Origin of the sequence: Microbacterium sp. NPDC064942 (genome assembly GCF_049545525.1) — a bacterium.
GTDB classification, from domain to species: domain Bacteria; phylum Actinomycetota; class Actinomycetes; order Actinomycetales; family Microbacteriaceae; genus Microbacterium; species Microbacterium gawkjiense.
In genome coordinates, this window is sequence record NZ_JBMWDR010000008.1 from 81,050 (window position 1) to 96,868 (window position 15,819).

15 protein-coding genes are annotated in these 15,819 nt (G+C 73.4%); 3 read left to right on the forward strand and 12 right to left on the reverse strand.

Translation table 11 applies throughout. The features are described from left to right. Positions 1-8: 8 nt before the first annotated feature. Genes ACPEH2_RS13220 through ACPEH2_RS13250 form a run of 7 tightly spaced genes read right to left on the reverse strand, consistent with a single transcriptional unit; the run spans position 9 to position 7,042 of the window. Positions 9-419, reverse strand: a complete 411-nt coding sequence (locus ACPEH2_RS13220; RefSeq protein ID WP_359920391.1) for a hypothetical protein — start codon at positions 417-419, stop codon at positions 9-11. Continuing rightward, a complete protein-coding gene (locus ACPEH2_RS13225; protein WP_359920389.1) occupies positions 419-1,843 on the reverse strand; it encodes an ATP-binding protein in 1,425 nt (474 codons plus the stop codon). Before ACPEH2_RS13225 ends, ACPEH2_RS13220 begins: the two co-directional genes overlap by 1 nt. A gap of 28 nt (positions 1,844-1,871) precedes the next feature. Beyond that, on the reverse strand, positions 1,872-3,191 hold the full coding sequence (locus tag ACPEH2_RS13230; RefSeq protein WP_363492452.1) for an MATE family efflux transporter: 1,320 nt from the start codon (positions 3,189-3,191) through the stop codon (positions 1,872-1,874). A gap of 39 nt (positions 3,192-3,230) precedes the next feature. Next, complete coding sequence (locus ACPEH2_RS13235) at positions 3,231-4,652, reverse strand: rhamnulokinase (RefSeq protein ID WP_359920383.1); 1,422 nt, start codon at positions 4,650-4,652, stop codon at positions 3,231-3,233. After that, on the reverse strand, positions 4,649-5,506 hold the full coding sequence (locus ACPEH2_RS13240; protein ID WP_359920380.1) for an alpha/beta hydrolase fold domain-containing protein: 858 nt from the start codon (positions 5,504-5,506) through the stop codon (positions 4,649-4,651). The genes ACPEH2_RS13235 and ACPEH2_RS13240 overlap by 4 nt, the downstream gene beginning before the upstream one ends. 7 nt (positions 5,507-5,513) lie before the next feature. Then, positions 5,514-6,680 (reverse strand): L-rhamnose isomerase, encoded by a 1,167-nt coding sequence (rhaI, locus tag ACPEH2_RS13245; protein WP_359920378.1) that lies wholly within the window; start codon positions 6,678-6,680, stop codon positions 5,514-5,516. Beyond that, positions 6,677-7,042, reverse strand: a complete 366-nt coding sequence (locus ACPEH2_RS13250) for an L-rhamnose mutarotase (RefSeq protein ID WP_359920375.1) — start codon at positions 7,040-7,042, stop codon at positions 6,677-6,679. Before ACPEH2_RS13250 ends, rhaI begins: the two co-directional genes overlap by 4 nt. A 106-nt stretch (positions 7,043-7,148) precedes the next feature. Between ACPEH2_RS13250 and ACPEH2_RS13255 the strand changes: the two genes are divergently transcribed. Continuing rightward, positions 7,149-8,150 (forward strand): LacI family DNA-binding transcriptional regulator, encoded by a 1,002-nt coding sequence (locus ACPEH2_RS13255; protein ID WP_359920372.1) that lies wholly within the window; start codon positions 7,149-7,151, stop codon positions 8,148-8,150. A 468-nt stretch (positions 8,151-8,618) separates the two neighbouring features. Here ACPEH2_RS13255 and crcB read toward each other — a convergent pair whose 3' ends face one another. Both crcB and ACPEH2_RS13265 read right to left on the reverse strand, forming a co-directional pair. Continuing rightward, a complete protein-coding gene (gene crcB, locus ACPEH2_RS13260; RefSeq protein WP_359920369.1) occupies positions 8,619-9,002 on the reverse strand; it encodes a fluoride efflux transporter CrcB in 384 nt (127 codons plus the stop codon). After that, complete coding sequence (locus tag ACPEH2_RS13265; RefSeq protein WP_359920366.1) at positions 8,999-9,487, reverse strand: fluoride efflux transporter FluC; 489 nt, start codon at positions 9,485-9,487, stop codon at positions 8,999-9,001. The genes crcB and ACPEH2_RS13265 overlap by 4 nt, the downstream gene beginning before the upstream one ends. A gap of 97 nt (positions 9,488-9,584) precedes the next feature. Here ACPEH2_RS13265 and ACPEH2_RS13270 point away from each other — a divergent pair, with 97 nt between their 5' ends. Together ACPEH2_RS13270 and ACPEH2_RS13275 are read left to right on the forward strand one after the other, a co-directional pair. Next, complete coding sequence (locus ACPEH2_RS13270) at positions 9,585-10,628, forward strand: LacI family DNA-binding transcriptional regulator (RefSeq protein ID WP_359920363.1); 1,044 nt, start codon at positions 9,585-9,587, stop codon at positions 10,626-10,628. Continuing rightward, positions 10,625-11,731, forward strand: a complete 1,107-nt coding sequence (locus ACPEH2_RS13275) for a glycerate kinase (protein WP_359920361.1) — start codon at positions 10,625-10,627, stop codon at positions 11,729-11,731. Before ACPEH2_RS13270 ends, ACPEH2_RS13275 begins: the two co-directional genes overlap by 4 nt. Positions 11,732-11,946: 215 nt before the next feature. Here the strand turns inward: ACPEH2_RS13275 and araA are convergent, their stop codons facing one another. From araA to ACPEH2_RS13290, 3 genes are read right to left on the reverse strand one after another with little or no spacing between them, the layout of a single operon-like run. Next, positions 11,947-13,449, reverse strand: a complete 1,503-nt coding sequence (gene araA / locus ACPEH2_RS13280; protein ID WP_359920358.1) for an L-arabinose isomerase — start codon at positions 13,447-13,449, stop codon at positions 11,947-11,949. Then, positions 13,446-15,068: a xylulokinase gene (locus ACPEH2_RS13285; RefSeq protein WP_359920355.1), complete on the reverse strand. Its 1,623-nt coding sequence runs from the start codon at positions 15,066-15,068 to the stop codon at positions 13,446-13,448. The genes araA and ACPEH2_RS13285 overlap by 4 nt, the downstream gene beginning before the upstream one ends. Continuing rightward, complete coding sequence (locus ACPEH2_RS13290) at positions 15,065-15,760, reverse strand: L-ribulose-5-phosphate 4-epimerase (RefSeq protein ID WP_064002525.1); 696 nt, start codon at positions 15,758-15,760, stop codon at positions 15,065-15,067. Before ACPEH2_RS13290 ends, ACPEH2_RS13285 begins: the two co-directional genes overlap by 4 nt. Between the last annotated feature and the right edge of the window lie 59 nt (positions 15,761-15,819).

Consider the following 15,819-nt stretch of genomic DNA (forward strand, 5'->3'; position numbering starts at 1 on the left):
CGGCCGGGTCAGTCCTCGATCGTGAGGCCGACGGTGTAGGTGGCGTCGGTTCGGCCGACGACCAGCAGGGCGAACCCGGGTCGTGCATCGGCGGGGACGGTGACCTCCGTGTCGAGGCGGCCGTCCTCGATCGACGCGGTGCCGAGCGCACGGGATGCGCCGTCCTGGCGCAGCTCGACGGTCACCTCCCGCCAGGGCGCCTCCCCCGAGGGGTCGTTCGGAGTGTCGTTGCAGACGGTCCATCCGGCGCCGGTCACGGCGACGGTCTCGCCGGGCGCCGCCGTCTCGGGTGACACCGTCAGCGTCGGCGCCTCGCATGCGCCGTGCGCCGTGCCCCCGGCCAGGACGCCGCCGCCGCTGCAGCCGGCGAGGGCGACGGCCACGATGGTCGCCGCGAGCACCGACCCCCGCCGGCGCATCAGCCGAACATCCCGAACTCCGCCGACCCGTGCCCGCCGGTGGCCTGCGCATCGGCCGCCGCGTCGCCGCCGAACAGCACGCGCGAGATGCCGCGGGTGTCCTCGAGCATCGCGTCGAGCGCCACGGCGAGGTCGTCGTCGGTCACGTCGCGGTCGTCGCTGACGGCGCGCAGCACCGCCCGGCGGATGACCTCCTTGACGAAGGATGCCGTGACCCCCTCGGCGCGCTCGGCTGCCGTCGCGAGCGCCTCGGCCGACAGCGGCAGGCCGCTGCCGTAGACCTGGAACAGCCGCTGCCGTGCGGGCAGGTCGGGCAGCGGGATCTCGAGCGCGAGGTCCACGCGGCCGGGGCGGGCGGCCAGCGCCGGCTCGAGGATCTCGGCCCGGTTCGTGGTGAGGACGAACGCCACATCGGCGTCGCCGTCGAGGCCGTCGAGCGCGTCGAGCACCTCGAACAGCAGCGGCTGCAGACCGAAGTCGCCGCGGTCGGCGGCGACGAGGTCGACGTCCTCGAGCACGACGAGCGCGGGGCTCATCGCCCGGGCGAGCGCCGCCGCCTCGCCGATCAGTCCGAGCGCCGCGCCCTGCAGCAGCACGACCGTCGTGCCCGGCGTCTCGTGGATGAGGTGGCGGATCGTCAGCGTCTTGCCCGTGCCGGGAGGGCCGTACAGCAGCACGCCGCGCTTGAGGTGCTGCCCGCGCGCACGGAGGTCGCCCGCCCTGCCGCCGATGTCGACGACGTGCGCACGGATGCGGTCGAGCAGCCCGTCCGGCAGGATCACCTGATCGGCGGTCACGGTCGGTCGCTCGAGGAACGTCATCTTGCCGATGCCGTGGTGCCCGAACTCGCCGCGCGCGAAGCTCACGACGTTGCCGCGGACGACGCTGAGCTCGGCCATCAGTCGGCGCACCTCCGCGAGCAGGCCCGACGCGACCTCGGGCGACGCCGCCACGACGTCGAGCGTCGCGGTCTCGCGACCCGTCTGCGGGTCGGCCGCGCGCTGCAGGGCGGCCACCGGCATCCCGTCGACACGGAAGAGGCGGAGCGCCGTCGACTTGGTCTGCCGGCTCGTGTCGGGGCCGGTCGGGACCGACACGTACTCGACCGGTCCCGGCTGGATGCGGGCGTAGGGCGAGGCGAGCAGGCCCGCGAACTCCTCGTGGCGCAGGTGCCGGCCGCCGCGCAGGCCGAGCACCTCCGCGTCGTCGCCGGCGAGGGCATCGAGGGCGAGGTCGAGGTCGACGAGCCGGTGCGGCGGAACCGACTCCGACACCATCGGGAGCGCGGTCGGGTCGGCGCCGAGGTGATCGGCTACCCGCTCGCCGAGCGGGGTCAGCGGGGCGTCCTCGGCCTCCGGCATCCGGTTCAACCGCTGCACCAGGCGGTGCAGGTCCTTCAGGAAGTCGTCGTCGCGCGGGTCCATGCCCGCACTCTAGGGGACGGCGGTGACGTCACACCGCGACGGTCAGCCATTCGGCCCGCCGCACCCGCCAGCCCAGCGTCACGAGGCGCGCGAGCATGTAGACGCCGAAGAAGCAGACCGCGAGCCACGCGAGCCCGCCCGATCCGGCCGGGTGCACGGCGATCAGGAGCACCAGCGCCGGCAGGTACGGCACGAGGTTCAGGCCGCCGGCGATCGCGAGGTACTTCGCGTCGCCGGCCCCCATGAGCACGCCGTCGAGCACGAAGACCACGCCGCAGATCGGCTGCGCGAGGGCGAGGACCAGGAGCGCCGGCTGGATGAGGGCGGCGAGCTCCGGATCGCCGGTGAACGCGAGACCGATGACCCCCGACAGGCCCGCGATCAGTGCGCCGACGATGACCCCGAACCAGGCGCCCCACGCGACCGTGCGGCCGAGCACACGGCGCACGAACGGTTCGTCCTGTGCGCCGAGCCCGCGGCCGATCAGCGCCTGCGCCGCGATCGCGAGCGCGTCGAGGGCGAAGGCCGCCGTCGAGAAGATCGTGAACGCGACCTGCCATCCGGCCAGCTCGTCGGTGCCGAGACCCGTCGCGACGCCGACGGTCGCGAGCAGCGCCGCGCGCAGCGACACCGTCCGCAGGAACAGCCACCCGCCCGACCGCGCCGACCCCCGCACGCCCTCGCGCTGGGGCAGGACGGATGCCGAGTGCCGCCGCGCGAGGCGTCCGATGACCACGGCGTACGCGGCGACCATGCCCCACTGCGCGGCGACCGTGCCGGCGGCCGACCCCGCGATGCCCCACCCGAATCCGTAGATGAACAGCCAGTTCAGGAGCGCGTTGGCGCCGAACCCGAGGCCCGCGATCCACAGCGGGGTGACCGTGTCCTGCATGCCGCGGAGCAGCCCCGTCGCGGCGAAGACGATGAGCATGGCGGGCAGGCCCCACATCGACAGGGCGAGGTAGGTCACCGCCTGCTCGGCGACGTCGCGCGCCGGACCGAAGAGGTCGACGAGCCACGGCGTCGCGAGCGAGCCGGCGAGGGCGAGCAGCGCCCCGAGCCCGAGGGCGAGCCACAGCCCGTCGATCCCGACGCTGACGGCGCTGCGACTGTCGCCCGCACCGAAGCGCCTCGCGACGGCGGGCGTCGTCGAGTAGGCCAGGAAGATCATCAGTCCGACGATCGTCTGCAGCACGGCGCTCGCGATCCCGAGCCCCGCGAGCGGCACGACACCGAGGTGGCCGATCAGGGCGGCATCCACGATGAGGAACATCGGCTCGGCCACGAGCGCCCCCAGCGCGGGGACGGCCAGGCGCAGGATCTCGCGGTTCAGGGTCTGCGCGGCCATGATTTTCAGCCTAGGGGTGGGCGGCGACGCGGCCCGCCTTCAACCGGTGCGCGGCTCGTACCGGCGGGGCAGGTGCGTGCGGGCGACGAGGTCGCGGAGCGCCTCGAGCGAGCCGGACACGAGGCCCGCCGCGCGGGCCTGCACGAGGATGTTGCCGAGCGCGGTCGCCTCGACGGGGCCGGCGAGCACCGGCACGCCCGCGCGATCGGCGGTCCGCTGGCACAGCAGTTCGTTCAGCGCGCCGCCGCCGACGACGTGGATGACGCGCACGTCGACTCCGCCGACGCGGCCCGCCTCGTGCGCCACGTCGGCGAACGCCTGTGCGAGCGACTCGACGATGCTGCGGGCGATCTCGGCGCGACTCCGCGGCGCGGCCACGCCGTGCTCGTCGCACCACGCGGCGATGCGCGCGGGCATGTCGCCCGGCGGGAGGAAGCGGGGGTCGTCGACGTCGAAGACCGCGACGGGCTGCCGCACCGCCGCAGCGGCCTCCAGCAGGTCGCCGAGCTCGACGGCCTCGCCCTCGCGCTGCCAACCGCGCACGGTCTCGCTGAGGATCCAGAGCCCCATGACGTTGCGCAGCAGACGGATGCGGCCGTCCACACCGCCTTCGTTCGTGAACCTCGCCTCGCGGGCCGTCTCCGTCAGCACGGGGCGCTCGACCTCGACACCGACGAGTCCCCACGTGCCGCAGGAGATGTAGGCAGCGTCCCGCGACGCCAGGGGCACGGCGACGACGGCGGATGCCGTGTCGTGCGACCCGACGGCCGTGACCGTGGCCTGCGCGCCGAGGGCGTCGGCGACCTCCGCCGACAGGTCGCCGATCGCCTCACCGGGCGAGACCAGCGGTGCGAGCAGGCACGGAGACAGGCCGAGCGCGGCGATCAGGTCGGCATCCCACTCGCCCGTGTCGGCGCGGAGCAGCCCCGTCGTCGACGCGTTCGTGCGCTCGGTGCGCGCCTGCCCGGTGAGCCAGAACCCGATCAGGTCGGGGATGAGGAGCGCGTGATCGGCGAGCGCGAGCAGGTCGCGGTCCTCGGCGGCGAGCTGGTACAGCGTGTTGAACGGCAGGAACTGCAGACCGTTGCGGGCGAACAGTGCGTCGTGCGGGTGTGTCCGGTGGACCGGCTCGACGCCGCGCGCGGTGCGCTCGTCGCGATAGTGGAAGGGTTCGCCCAGCAGGCGCGACCTCGCGACGAGGCCGTAGTCGACGGCCCACGAGTCCACGCCGATGCTCGCGACGTTCGCGTCGCCGCGCAGGGCCTCGCGCAGTCCGGCGAGGACCGATCCGTAGAGGCCGAGCAGGTTCCAGTGCAGGCCGTCGGGCAGGCGTACCGGCTCGTTCGCGAAGCGCGCGACGGTGGTCGTCTCGAGGGTGTCGGCGCCGACGCGGCCGACGATCACCCGTCCGCTCGTGGCGCCCAGGTCGACGGCCGCGACCGTCCCCGGTGCGCCGCTCACGAGGACAGCGCCGCGAGCCGTGCGGCGAAGCGAGCGAGGGTGAGGGATGCGGCATCCCCCTCGTCCGGACGGTTCAAGTGCCCGTGGTCGGTGCCCGGTTCGATGATGTGCTCGACTTCGCGGCCGGCGGCGGCCAGGGTGCGCGCGAAGTGCTCGCTCGAGACCCGCAGTTCGTCCACGTCGCCCGCGACGATGAGCGTCGGCGGGAACTCGGCGAGCTCGTCGGCCGTCGCGAGGCCCGGGATCGCGGCCAGCGGGGCGCCCACGACCGATCCGGCGAGGTAGTTCTCGTACATGCCGAGCACGGCGTCGCGGCCGAACCGGTCCGCCTCGGGCTGCGCGTCGAGTGCGGCGCGGAGCGCCTCGTCGGGGTCGGGCTGCTCGGCGAGCAGCGTCGGATAGGCCAGCAGCACGAGCGCCGGCAGCGCGCGGTCGTTCGCGATGAGGCGCAGCACGGCGCCGGCCGCGATGTTGGCTCCGGCGCTCGCCCCGCCGATCGCGAGGCGCGCCGGATCCACCCCGAGCGTTGCGGCCTCGGTGTGCAGCCAGTCCCACACCGCGAGCGTGTCGTCGGATGCGGCGGGGAACCCGGCGCGCTCGCGCCCGGGCTCGACCGCGGGCGGCTCCCATCCGTCCGGCAGCGGCGCGAGGCGGTAGTCGACCGAGAGGACCGTGGTCCCGGCATCCGCCAACGTCCGTGCGACGTGATCGGCCTCGGGCATGTCGATGTCGCCGGCGGCGAACCCGCCGCCGTGCAGCCAGACGAGTCCGGGCGTGGGGCGCTCGATCACGCGCGCGGGATAGACGCGGACGAGTCCGCCGGCGGCGCCGTAGGGGGTGGGGGTGTCGCTCATCGGTCGATCATGCACCCCAGCCGGCCTGCGTGCCGCCGACGCGCTCGGCGGCGATCTTCTGCAGGTGACCGGATGCCGCGTACGCGGCCATCGGGTCGGCGGGAAGTCCGCGCGAGGCTCGCCACTCGGCCAGCGCCGGACGCACGTCCGTGTAGAAGGCGTCCATGAGGATGCCGTTGGCTCCGAGGACGTCGTTGGCCTGCTGCGCGGCGTCGAGCGCGGCGCGGTCGACGAGGAGGGCGCGGGCCGTCATCTCCTGGACGTTGAGCACCGAGCGGATCTGGCCGGGGATCTTGTCCTCGATGTTGTGGCACTGGTCGAGCATGAAGGCGACGTCGGGGTTGTTCAGCCCGCCGCCGCGCACGACCTCGACGAGGATGCGGAACAGCTGGAACGGATCGGCGGCGCCCACGATGAGGTCGTCGTCGGCGTAGAAGCGCGAGTTGAAGTCGAACGAGCCGAGCTTTCCGAGGCGCAGCAGCTGCATGACGATGAACTCGATGTTCGTGCCGGGGGCGTGGTGGCCGGTGTCGAGGCAGACCATGGCGCGGTCGCCGAGCGCGGCCACCTGCGCGTACGAAGTGCCCCAGTCCGGGACGTCGGTGTGGTAGAACGACGGCTCGAAGAACTTGTACTCAAGCACGAGGCGCTGGTCGTCGCCGAGGCGCGCGTAGATCTGCTGCAGCGAGTCCTGCAGGCGGTCCTGACGGCCGCGCATGTCGTTCTGGCCCGGGTAGTTCGAGCCCTCGGCGAGCCAGATCTTGAGGTCGCGCGACCCCGTCTGGTGCATGATGTCGATGCACTCGAGATGGTGGTCGATCGCCTTGCGGCGGATGGCCTCGTCGTGGTGGGTGAGGGCGCCGAACTTGTAGTCCTCGTCCTGGAACGTGTTCGAGTTGATGGTGCCCAGCTGCACGCCGAGATCCTCCGCGTGGCGGCGGAGGGCCGCGTAGTCGTCGACCTTGTCCCACGGGATGTGCAGCGCGACGCTCGGAGCGAGCGCGGTGTAGCGGTTGACCTCGGCGGCATCCGCGATCTTCTCGAACGGGTCGCGCGGGGTGCCGGCCGTCGCGAACACGCGGAACCGCGTGCCGGAGTTGCCGAACGCCCAGCTGGGCAGCTCGATGCCCTGGCCTTCGAGCTGGGTGAGGATCTCGGGGGAGAGCGTGGTCATGACGGATCGCTTTCTGAAGGGGCGTCGACGGCGGCCGTCAACTGGTCGTGCAGGTTGAAGACTTCGACGAGCGGGGTCGCCGCCTGATCGGGGCGGCCCTCGAGGCCGACGAAGAAGCGGCTCATCTCGGCCTCCCACCGGGCGGCGACGGGCGAGGCGGCGAGGTAGGCCTGGGCGGCCGTGTCGTCGTCGACCTCGTAGTAGCCGAACAGGCGACCGCCGTCGCCGAGGAAGAGCGAGTAGTTGCGACGACCCGCGGCGGCGATCTCGGCGAGCATCTCGGGCCGCACCGGGGTGTGGCGGGCGACGTACTCGTCGATCAGTGCGGGGTCGATCTGCAGCTGGAAGGCGACGCGGGGCATGTCACTCCTTCGTGAGCGCGGGTCGTTGATCGCGGAAGCGTTCTATGAAACGATTCAAGAATCAGAACAGTAACGTGGGTCCGAAGCATCCGTCAAGGCAGGTCACGTGGCAGTCAGTGTGAAGGACGTCGCTCGCACCGCGGGCGTCTCGGTGGGGACCGTCTCGAACGTCCTCAACCGTCCGGCGAAGGTCGCCCCGGCGACCGTCGAACGCGTGCACGCCGCGATCTCGGAGCTCGGCTTCGTCCGCAACGACGCCGCCCGGCAGCTGCGCGCCGGCCGTAGCCGCACGATCGGGCTGGTCGTGCTGGACTCGGCCAACCCGTTCTTCGCCGAGGTCGCCCGCGGCGCCGAGGAACGCGCCGCCGAGCACGGGGTGATCGTCCTCTTCGGCAGCAGCGGACAGGATGCCGCCCGCGAGAACACGTACCTGGACCTGTTCCGCGAGCAGCGCGTCAACGGCGTGCTGCTGACCCCGATCGCGCTCGACGAGACGCGCGCCGCGATGCTCGAGACCGCCGGGGTGCCCGTCGTGCTCCTCGACGCCGAGGCCGACGGCGACCTGCCCTCGGTGGCCGTCGACGACGTCGAAGGCGGATACCTGGCCGTGCAGCACCTGTTGCAGCAGGGGCGCCGCCGCATCCTGTTCGCCGGGGGCCCGGCATCCGTCCGCCAGGTGGCGGACCGCCTCGACGGTGCCCGACGCGCGCTCGCCGAGGTGCCGGACGCCACGCTCGAGGTCGCTCCGACCGACGAGCTCACGGTGCTCGCGGGGCGGCTCGTCGGCGAGGAGCTCGCCCACCGCGCCGGGGTCGACCGGCCCGACGGCGTGTTCTGCGCCAACGACCTGGTGGCCGTCGGGGTACTGCAGGGGGCCGGCATCCTCGGATCGCTGCGCGTGCCCGAGGACCTCGCCCTCATCGGCTACGACGACATCGACTTCGCCCAGTCGACGGTCGTGCCGCTCAGCTCGATCCGCCAGCCCGCGCGCGAGATCGGCGCGGCCGCCGTCGACGCGCTGTTCGCCGCCCTGGAGGACCCGGATGCCCCGCCCCAGCGCATCCGCTTCCGCCCCGAGCTCGTCGTCCGGGCCTCCACCGGGGGCTGACGCGCGGCGGGGCACTGTCGCCGTCGGCGGGGCCTGCGGCGGGTCGGGCGGCGGGCCTGCGGCGGGTTGGGCGGCGGGGCTGAGCTTCGGCGCGCGGCACTGTCCGCGGAGATCGACGCTGTCCGCGGCGTGTCGGGCGGAATCCGAGCGGGTTTCCCCGCGAATCTCCGCGGTTCGTGCCGCAGGGCTGTGGGCGGGATGCCGAGAGGGGCGAGGCGCCGGAACGCTCGCGCCTGCGTGATCCGGACGTCGGTGAGGCGTCGCGCCGCACCAATCGCGGAGTTTTGGCGCAGCTGGCGGCGTGCGGCGCTGCCTCGGCCGCGTTCCGCTCGGATATCCGCGGTTCGTGCCGCGCGGCTGAGGGGGGATGCCGGCATCCGTTGACACGATTCAACACCGCGCCTAGGCTCGGGGTACAGGTCGATGCCGCGCGAGCTTTCCCTATGCCGTTCAGGCGAATCGCGGTCGTCAGCCGATGAGGAGTCGGCCGAGCGCGATGCCGAGAAGCCCCGCTGCGACGGCGAGCACCAGCATCCCGACCGCGTTCATCGCCCCGAGCGCGTACCGGCGCTCCTGCACGAGGCGCACCGTCTCGAAGCTCGCCGTACTGAACGTCGTGAACCCGCCGCACAGGCCCGTGCCGATCACGAGTCGCCACACATCGTCGACGATGCCGGCCAGCGCGAGCTCGGTCACGAATCCGAGGACGAGCGAGCCGGCCACGTTGATGAGGAGCGTGCCGACGGGGAGCGCCGTGCGAACACGCGCCTTCACGGCGCCGTCGACCACGAGGCGCAGAGCCGCGCCGACACCGCCGGCGAGAGACACTGCGAGGAACAGGAGTGGCGTCATCGGGTCACGGCCCTGCGGTGCCGGGCCGCGCCGAGCGCGATGCCGGCGACGGTCGCGAGCGCGCCGACGACGACGGTGCCGAGCGCGTACAGGATGCCGGCAGTCGGGTCGCCACCGGTCAGCAGCAGGCCGCTGTCGACGGCGAGCGCACTGTACGTCGTGAATCCGCCCGCGAATCCCGTGCCGAGGAGCAGGCGCAGCGCGCGGCGGCGACCGAGGTCGGGCCCGCGTCGCGCGAGGGTCTCGAGGAGTGCGCCGAGGAAGAGTGCGCCGACGATGTTGATCGCGAGGATCGCGACGGGGATGCCGCCGACCGAGGGGATCGCGAGCGACAGTCCCTCGCGGGCCGCCGTGCCGACGGTCCCGCCGACGAGCACGAGCAGGATCGACGACCACGCGAGGTGAACCGGCCGCGCGGCACCGGCGATGTCGCCGTCGATCGGGAGTTCGCCGCGCGGGTCGGGCGCGGGGCCGGGCGTGGTCATCGCGTCCACGATAGTCGCGGCATCCGTCTCACCGTCTCTCAGCGGTCGACGACGGGCCGCTCCGAGCAGGCCGACGGCCGCCCGTAGACTTCGCACCATGACCGACCGCACCCTGCGTCGGCCCGGGCCCTCGGGCGCGGTGACCCTCGACGACGTCGCGCGCGAGGCGGGCGTCTCGCTCGCCACGGCGTCGCGCGCCCTCAACGGCTCGACGCGCAAGGTCGCGGACTCCTATCGCGAGCGCGTCGAGGCCGCCGCGGCGCGGCTGGGCTACACCGCGAACCTCTCCGCGCAGGCCACCGCGCGGGGGACGTCGGCGATCCTCGCCCTGCTCGTCGCCGACATCGCCGACCCCTACTTCGGGCTCATCGCCTCGGGCGTCGCCCGCGGTGCCGACGAGGCCGGGCTCGTGGTGACGGTCGCGATCACCGAGCGCGACCCCGAGCGCGAGGTGCGGCTCGTGCGGGCGCTCCGCGGGCAGCGGCCCCGCGGGCTCATCCTCGCCGCGTCCCGGACCTCGGCGGGCCCGGCGCCCGAGCTCACCCGCGAACTGGACCTGCTCGGCGCGATGGGCGGCCAGGTCGTCGCCCTCGGTCCGGGGGCCGGCGGCGTGCGTTCGCTCATCCTCGACAACCGCGCGGGCGCCGAGGCCCTCGGGCGGGCGCTCGTCGACCGCGGCTACCGCCGGGCCGTCGTCCTGGCGGCCGAAGAGGGCACGGCCACGAGCGATTCGCGCCTCGACGGCTTCCGCGCCGGCTTCACGTCGGCCGGGGGCGAGGAACCCCGCGTCTACCGCGGCGGCTTCACGCGCGAAGCGGGTGACGAGGCGATGACCCGGGCGCTCGCGGACGGCGTCGAGACCGGCACGGTCGTGTTCGGCATCAGCGACGTCGTGGCGATCGGCGCCCTGACCGCGATCCGCGCGGCGGGACGCACGGCGGGCGCCGACATCGCCCTCGCAGGGTTCGACGACATCCCGACGGGACGCGACGTGACCCCCGCCCTCACCACGGTGCACGTGCCCCTCGAAGAGGTCGGCTACCAGGCGTTCCGCGCCGCGACCGACGCCGAGTGGGAGCCGCATCCCGACGACCTGCGACTCGACGTGCTGCTGCGCGAGAGCACCCCGCCGCGCGCATGAGCGTCGTCGTCGCCCTCGACAGTCTCAAGGGCTCGCTGCCCGCCGCCGCGGCATCCGCTGCCCTCGCGGACGGGTGGCGCGAGGTCGATCCCGCGGCCGAGATCGTGCTGCGCCCCATGGCCGACGGGGGAGAGGGGACCCTCGACGCCTTCGCCGCCGCCGTGCCCGGAGCGCAGCGCCGCCCGGTGCGCGTGCGCGGCCCGCGCGGCACGCTCGTCGACGCGGCGTGGCTGCTGCTGCCCGACGGCACGGGTGTCGTCGAGCTCGCCTCGACGAGCGGCATCGAACTCCTCGGCGAGGACCGCCTGCCGTGGGATGCGGACACGACCGGGTTCGGGCAGGCGATCGCCGCCGCCCTCGACGCGGGCGTCGAGCGGCTCGTCCTCGGCATCGGCTCGTCCGCCTCGACCGACGGGGGGAGCGGGATGCTGCGCGCTCTCGGCGCGCGCATGGTCGACGCCGACGGGCGCGACGTCCCCGCCGGCGCGCGCGGGCTCGCTGCCGTGTCGGCGATCGACTTCTCGCGCCTGCGGACCCCGCCGGCGGGAGGTGTGACCGTGCTCAGCGACGTGACGAACCCGCTGACCGGGCCCGCAGGCGCCGCGGCGGTGTTCGGACCGCAGAAGGGGCTGACCGCCGCCGACGTCGAGGTCGTCGACGGCGTGCTCGAGCGGTACGCAGCCTGCATCGCCCGGCGCGTGCCGGCCGCCGACCCGCTCCTGCCGGGAACGGGGGCCGCGGGCGGCACCGGGTTCGCGCTCGCCGCGTGGGGTGCCGAGCTCGTGCCCGGCGCGCAGCGCATCGCCGACCTCGTGGACCTGGCGGGTGCGGTGGCCGCGGCATCCCTCGTCGTCACGGGGGAGGGCGCGTTCGACGGGCAGTCCGCCGCCGGCAAGGTGCCCGCGTTCGTGCAGGGGCTCGCGGCGGCGCACGGGGTGCCCGTCGCGGTCGTCGCCGGGCGGATCGCCGCCGACGCCGACACCGCCGGTTTCGCGCACACGATCTCGCTCACCGACCTCGCCGGTGGCGCGGCCGCGTCGATGGCCGATCCGGCGCGCTGGCTGGCCGAAGCCGGGCGCCGCCTCGCGACACGGAGCGCCTGAGCGGGGCACACGCATGGCAGCCGAGGCGGAGCAGGGACGGCGGGAGTAGTCCCGCGAGGACTGGATCGCTTACGCCGACCGGCTGCTGGATGCCGCGCGCCGGCACGCGACGCCGGGCGGCGGCCGCATCCCGTGACACCTGTCACCCAACCGTCCCCCACGACACGCGAAACGCCCCGGCGCCCGACGGCACCGGGGCGTTCGTCGCGTGCGGGTTACAGCCCGCGGGCGAGGCGGTAGTACGCCTGGTTCCAGCGGAGCTCCTTCTGGAAGCCGCGCACCGTCGTGTCCTCGTCGATGACGAGCAGTTCGGTGCCGGCGATCTCGGCGAAGTCGCGGAAGACCTCGATGCCCACGGCCGTCGTCATGACGGTGTGGTGCGCGGCGCCCGCCGCGAGCCAGCACGAGGCCGAGGTCGCGAAGTCCGGCGACGGCTTCCACACGGCGCGGCCGACCGGGAGCTTCGGCAGGTCGGGCGCGTCGACGTTCTCGACGACGTTCGCGACGAGGCGGAACCGGTCGCGCATGTCGCTCATCGCCACGACGAGGGCGGGTCCGGCGTCCGCCGTGAACACCAGGCGCACGGGGTCGGCCTTGCCGCCGATGCCCAGCTCGTGCACTTCGAGGCGCGGCTTCGAGGTCGTCAGCGACGGCGACACCTCGAGCATGTGCGCGCCGAGGATGCGCTCGTTGCCGGGCACCAGGTCGTAGGTGTAGTCCTCCATGAGGCTCGCCCCGCCGGGCAGGCCCGAGCCCATGACGTTCGCGACGCGCACGAGGATCGCGGTCTTCCAGTCGCCCTCGGCGCCGAAGCCGTAGCCCTCGGCCATGAGGCGCTGCACGGCGAGACCGGGCAGCTGCGTCAGCGCGCCGAGGTCCTCGAACGACGTCGTGAACGCGCCGAAGCCCCCCGCCTCGAGGAACGAGCGCAGCCCGATCTCGATCGCGGCGCCGTCGCGCAGCGACTGGTGCCGCTCCGCGCCCGGCAGCAGCTCGTCGGCCACGTCGTACGAGGCGACGTACTCCTCGACGAGGGCGTCGATCTGCGCCTCGGATGCCTGGGCCACCGCATCCGCCAACTCGTTCACGCCCCACGTGTTGACCTGCACGCCGAACTGCAGCTCGGCCTCGGTCTTGTCGCCTTCGGTGACGGCGACGTAGCGCATGTTGTCGCCGAAGCGGGCGAGCTTGAGGGTCTTGACGGCCTGCCAGCCGGCGGCGGCGCGCTGCCAGTCCTCGATCTGCTGCACGACGACGGGGTTCGAGACGTGGCCGACGACGGTCTTGCGCGGCACGCCGAGACGCGTCTGGATGTACCCGAACTCGCGGTCGCCGTGCGCGGCCTGGTTGAGGTTCATGAAGTCGAAGTCGATGTCGGCCCACGGCAGCTCGACGTTCGCCTGCGTGTGCAGGTGCAGCAGCGGCTTGCGGAGCGCATCGAGGCCCGAGATCCACATCTTCGCGGGGCTGAACGTGTGCATCCACGCGATGACGCCGATGACCGAGTCGTCGGCGTTCGCGTCGAGGGCGAGGCGCTTGATCGAGTCCGAGTCCTTCAGGACGGGCTTCCATTCGACCTTGACCGGGAGGCCGGCGAGGCCCTCGGCGACGGCCTGCGACTGCTCGGCGACCTGGCGCAGCGTCTCCTCGCCGTAGAGGTTCTGGCTGCCGGTGACGAACCAGACGGTGTACTGCTCGAGGCTGGTGGAGAGGGTCATGCTGTTCCTTCGTTCGATGAGCGGATGCCGCGCAGCGGCAGCGCGGTGATGGCCGCGGCCTCGGCGGCGAGTCCGGCGCGGTATCGGGTGAGGTAATCGGCGAACCCGGCGACGTCGGCCGGGTCGGGCTCGGCGGTGACGGATGCCGCCCCCGCGAACACGTGGTCGGTGAGGTACGTCGACAGGTCGGAGCCGGTCTTCGCGGCGGCGAACGCGGCGAGCACGGCCATGCCCCACGCGCCGCCCTCGGCCGCCGTGTCGCCGACCGTGACGGGCGCGTCGAGCGCCCCGGCGAGGAACCGCTGCGCGACGCCGGCCGTCCGGAAGACGCCGCCGTGCGCGAACATCTGGTCGAGCGCGACACCCTCCTCGGCGAGCGTCTGCATGCCGATCGCGAGCGTCGCGAACACGCCGTAGACCTGCGCGCGCATGACGTTGGCGAGCGAGAACTCCGCGTCGGGCGTGCGCACGACCAGCGGGCGGCCCTCGTCGAGTCCGGCGATCGGCTCGCCGCTCAGGTGGTTGTACGCGAGGACCCCACCGGCATCCGGGGCGCCGGTCAGCGCTTCGCGCAGGAGCGTCTCGTAGACGGCATCCGTCGTCAGCGACTGACCGGATGCCACGGCGAACCGCGCGAACAGCGACGCGAACGACGCCAGCTCGCTCGCGCCGTTGTTGCAGTGCACCATCGCGACCGGGTCGCCCGCGGGTGTCGTGACGAGGTCGATCTCGGTGTGGACGCGCGCGAGCGGGCGCTCGAGGACCACCATCGCGAAGATGCTCGTCCCGGCGCTGACGTTACCCGTGCGCGGCGAGACCGCGTTGGTCGCGACCATGCCGGTGCCGGCGTCGCCCTCGGCGGGCGCGGCGACCGCGCCGGGCCGGAGCGTGCCGGTCGGGTCGAGCAGGGCGGCGCCGGCGGCGGTGAGGGTCCCGGCATCCGCTCCCGCGGGGAGCACCTCGGGCAGCAGGTCCGTGAGGCTGCGGCCGGCGAGGAACGCGGCGGCGTGCGCGTCGTACGCGGCGACGCGGTCGCGGTCGTACTGCCCGTCGGTGCCGATCGGGAACATGCCCGACGCGTCGCCGACACCCAGCGCGAAGCGGCCGGTGAGCTTCTCGTGCACCCAGCCGGCGAGGGTGTTGATCTTCGCGAGCGAGGCGAGGTGCGCCTCATCGTCGAGGATCGCCTGATGCAGGTGGGCGATCGACCAGCGCAGCGGGATGTTGACGCCCAGCAGCTCGGTCAGCTCCGCTGCGGCGGCGCCGGTCGAGGTGTTGCGCCACGTGCGGAACGGCACGAGCAGGGTGCCGTCCTCGTCGAAGGCGAGGTAGCCGTGCATCATCGCCGAGACGCCGATGCCGGCGAGGTCGGTCAGCTCGGCGCCCTGGCGGCGGACGTCGGCGACGAGATCGGCGTAGGCGGCCTGCAGGCCCGACCAGATCGCATCCTCGGCGTAGGTCCAGACGCCGTCCTCGAGCGCGTTCTCCCACTCGTGGCTGCCGACGGCGAGCACGGTGGTCGGGTCGCTCGCATCGACGAGGCACGCCTTGATGCGGGTCGAGCCGAGCTCGATGCCCAAGGCCGCGCCACCGGAGGAGATGACGGATGCGGCGCTCATCGGCGGTCGTCCGAGCTCTGGCCGTACACGTTCTGGTAGCGGTTGTAGAGGGCGTCGATCTTGTCCTGCGGGATCGGGATCAGCTCGCCGCCCTGCCGGGCGAAGTGCACGGTGCGGGCGGCGTCCTCGCACATGACGGCGGCCTTCACGGCATCCTTCGCGCTGACGCCGATCGTGAACGGTCCGTGGTTCTGCATCAGGACGGCGCGCGAGCGGTGGCCCTTCAGTGTCTCGACGATGCCGCGGCCGATCGAGTCGTCGCCGATGATCGCGAACGGTCCGACCGGGATCGGGCCGCCGAACTCGTCGGCCATGCCGGTGATGACGCAGGGGATCTCCTCGCCGCGCGCGGCCCAGGCCACGGCGTAGGGGGAGTGCGTGTGCACGACACCGCCGACCTCGGGCATGTTGCGGTAGACGTAGGCGTGCGCGGCGGTGTCGCTCGAGGGCGAGCGGTCGCTGCCGGGGCTGCCGGGCACGACGTTGCCGTCGAGGTCGCAGAGGATCATGTTCTCGGGCGCGAGGTCGTCGTACGAGACGCCGGACGGCTTGATGACGAACAGGTCCGCGCCGGGGACGCGCCCCGAGACGTTGCCCCCGGTCCAGATGACGAGGCCGTAGCGGACGAGTTCGGCGTGGAGGGCGGCGACGTCCGCGCGGACGGCGGCGATCGCCTCATCGAGATCGGTCATGCGCTCGATGTTATCGGTAACATCCCGATTCCGCCACGCTCGGATGACGGGTTCTCCCC

Bases quoted from the DNA above. Each gene is read 5' to 3' on its own strand.
- ACPEH2_RS13220 (WP_359920391.1), bottom strand. From the start codon at position 419: ATGCGCCGGCGGGGGTCGGTGCTCGCGGCGACCATCGTGGCCGTCGCC.
- ACPEH2_RS13225 (WP_359920389.1), bottom strand. From the start codon at position 1,843: ATGGACCCGCGCGACGACGACTTCCTGAAGGACCTGCACCGCCTGGTG.
- ACPEH2_RS13230 (WP_363492452.1), bottom strand. From the start codon at position 3,191: ATGGCCGCGCAGACCCTGAACCGCGAGATCCTGCGCCTGGCCGTCCCC.
- ACPEH2_RS13240 (WP_359920380.1), bottom strand. From the start codon at position 5,506: ATGAGCGACACCCCCACCCCCTACGGCGCCGCCGGCGGACTCGTCCGC.
- rhaI (WP_359920378.1), bottom strand. From the start codon at position 6,680: ATGACCACGCTCTCCCCCGAGATCCTCACCCAGCTCGAAGGCCAGGGC.
- ACPEH2_RS13250 (WP_359920375.1), bottom strand. From the start codon at position 7,042: ATGCCCCGCGTCGCCTTCCAGCTGCAGATCGACCCCGCACTGATCGAC.
- crcB (WP_359920369.1), bottom strand. From the start codon at position 9,002: ATGACGCCACTCCTGTTCCTCGCAGTGTCTCTCGCCGGCGGTGTCGGC.
- ACPEH2_RS13265 (WP_359920366.1), bottom strand. From the start codon at position 9,487: ATGACCACGCCCGGCCCCGCGCCCGACCCGCGCGGCGAACTCCCGATC.
- ACPEH2_RS13270 (WP_359920363.1), top strand. From the start codon at position 9,585: ATGACCGACCGCACCCTGCGTCGGCCCGGGCCCTCGGGCGCGGTGACC.
- ACPEH2_RS13275 (WP_359920361.1), top strand. From the start codon at position 10,625: ATGAGCGTCGTCGTCGCCCTCGACAGTCTCAAGGGCTCGCTGCCCGCC.
- araA (WP_359920358.1), bottom strand. From the start codon at position 13,449: ATGACCCTCTCCACCAGCCTCGAGCAGTACACCGTCTGGTTCGTCACC.
- ACPEH2_RS13285 (WP_359920355.1), bottom strand. From the start codon at position 15,068: ATGAGCGCCGCATCCGTCATCTCCTCCGGTGGCGCGGCCTTGGGCATC.
- ACPEH2_RS13290 (WP_064002525.1), bottom strand. From the start codon at position 15,760: ATGACCGATCTCGATGAGGCGATCGCCGCCGTCCGCGCGGACGTCGCC.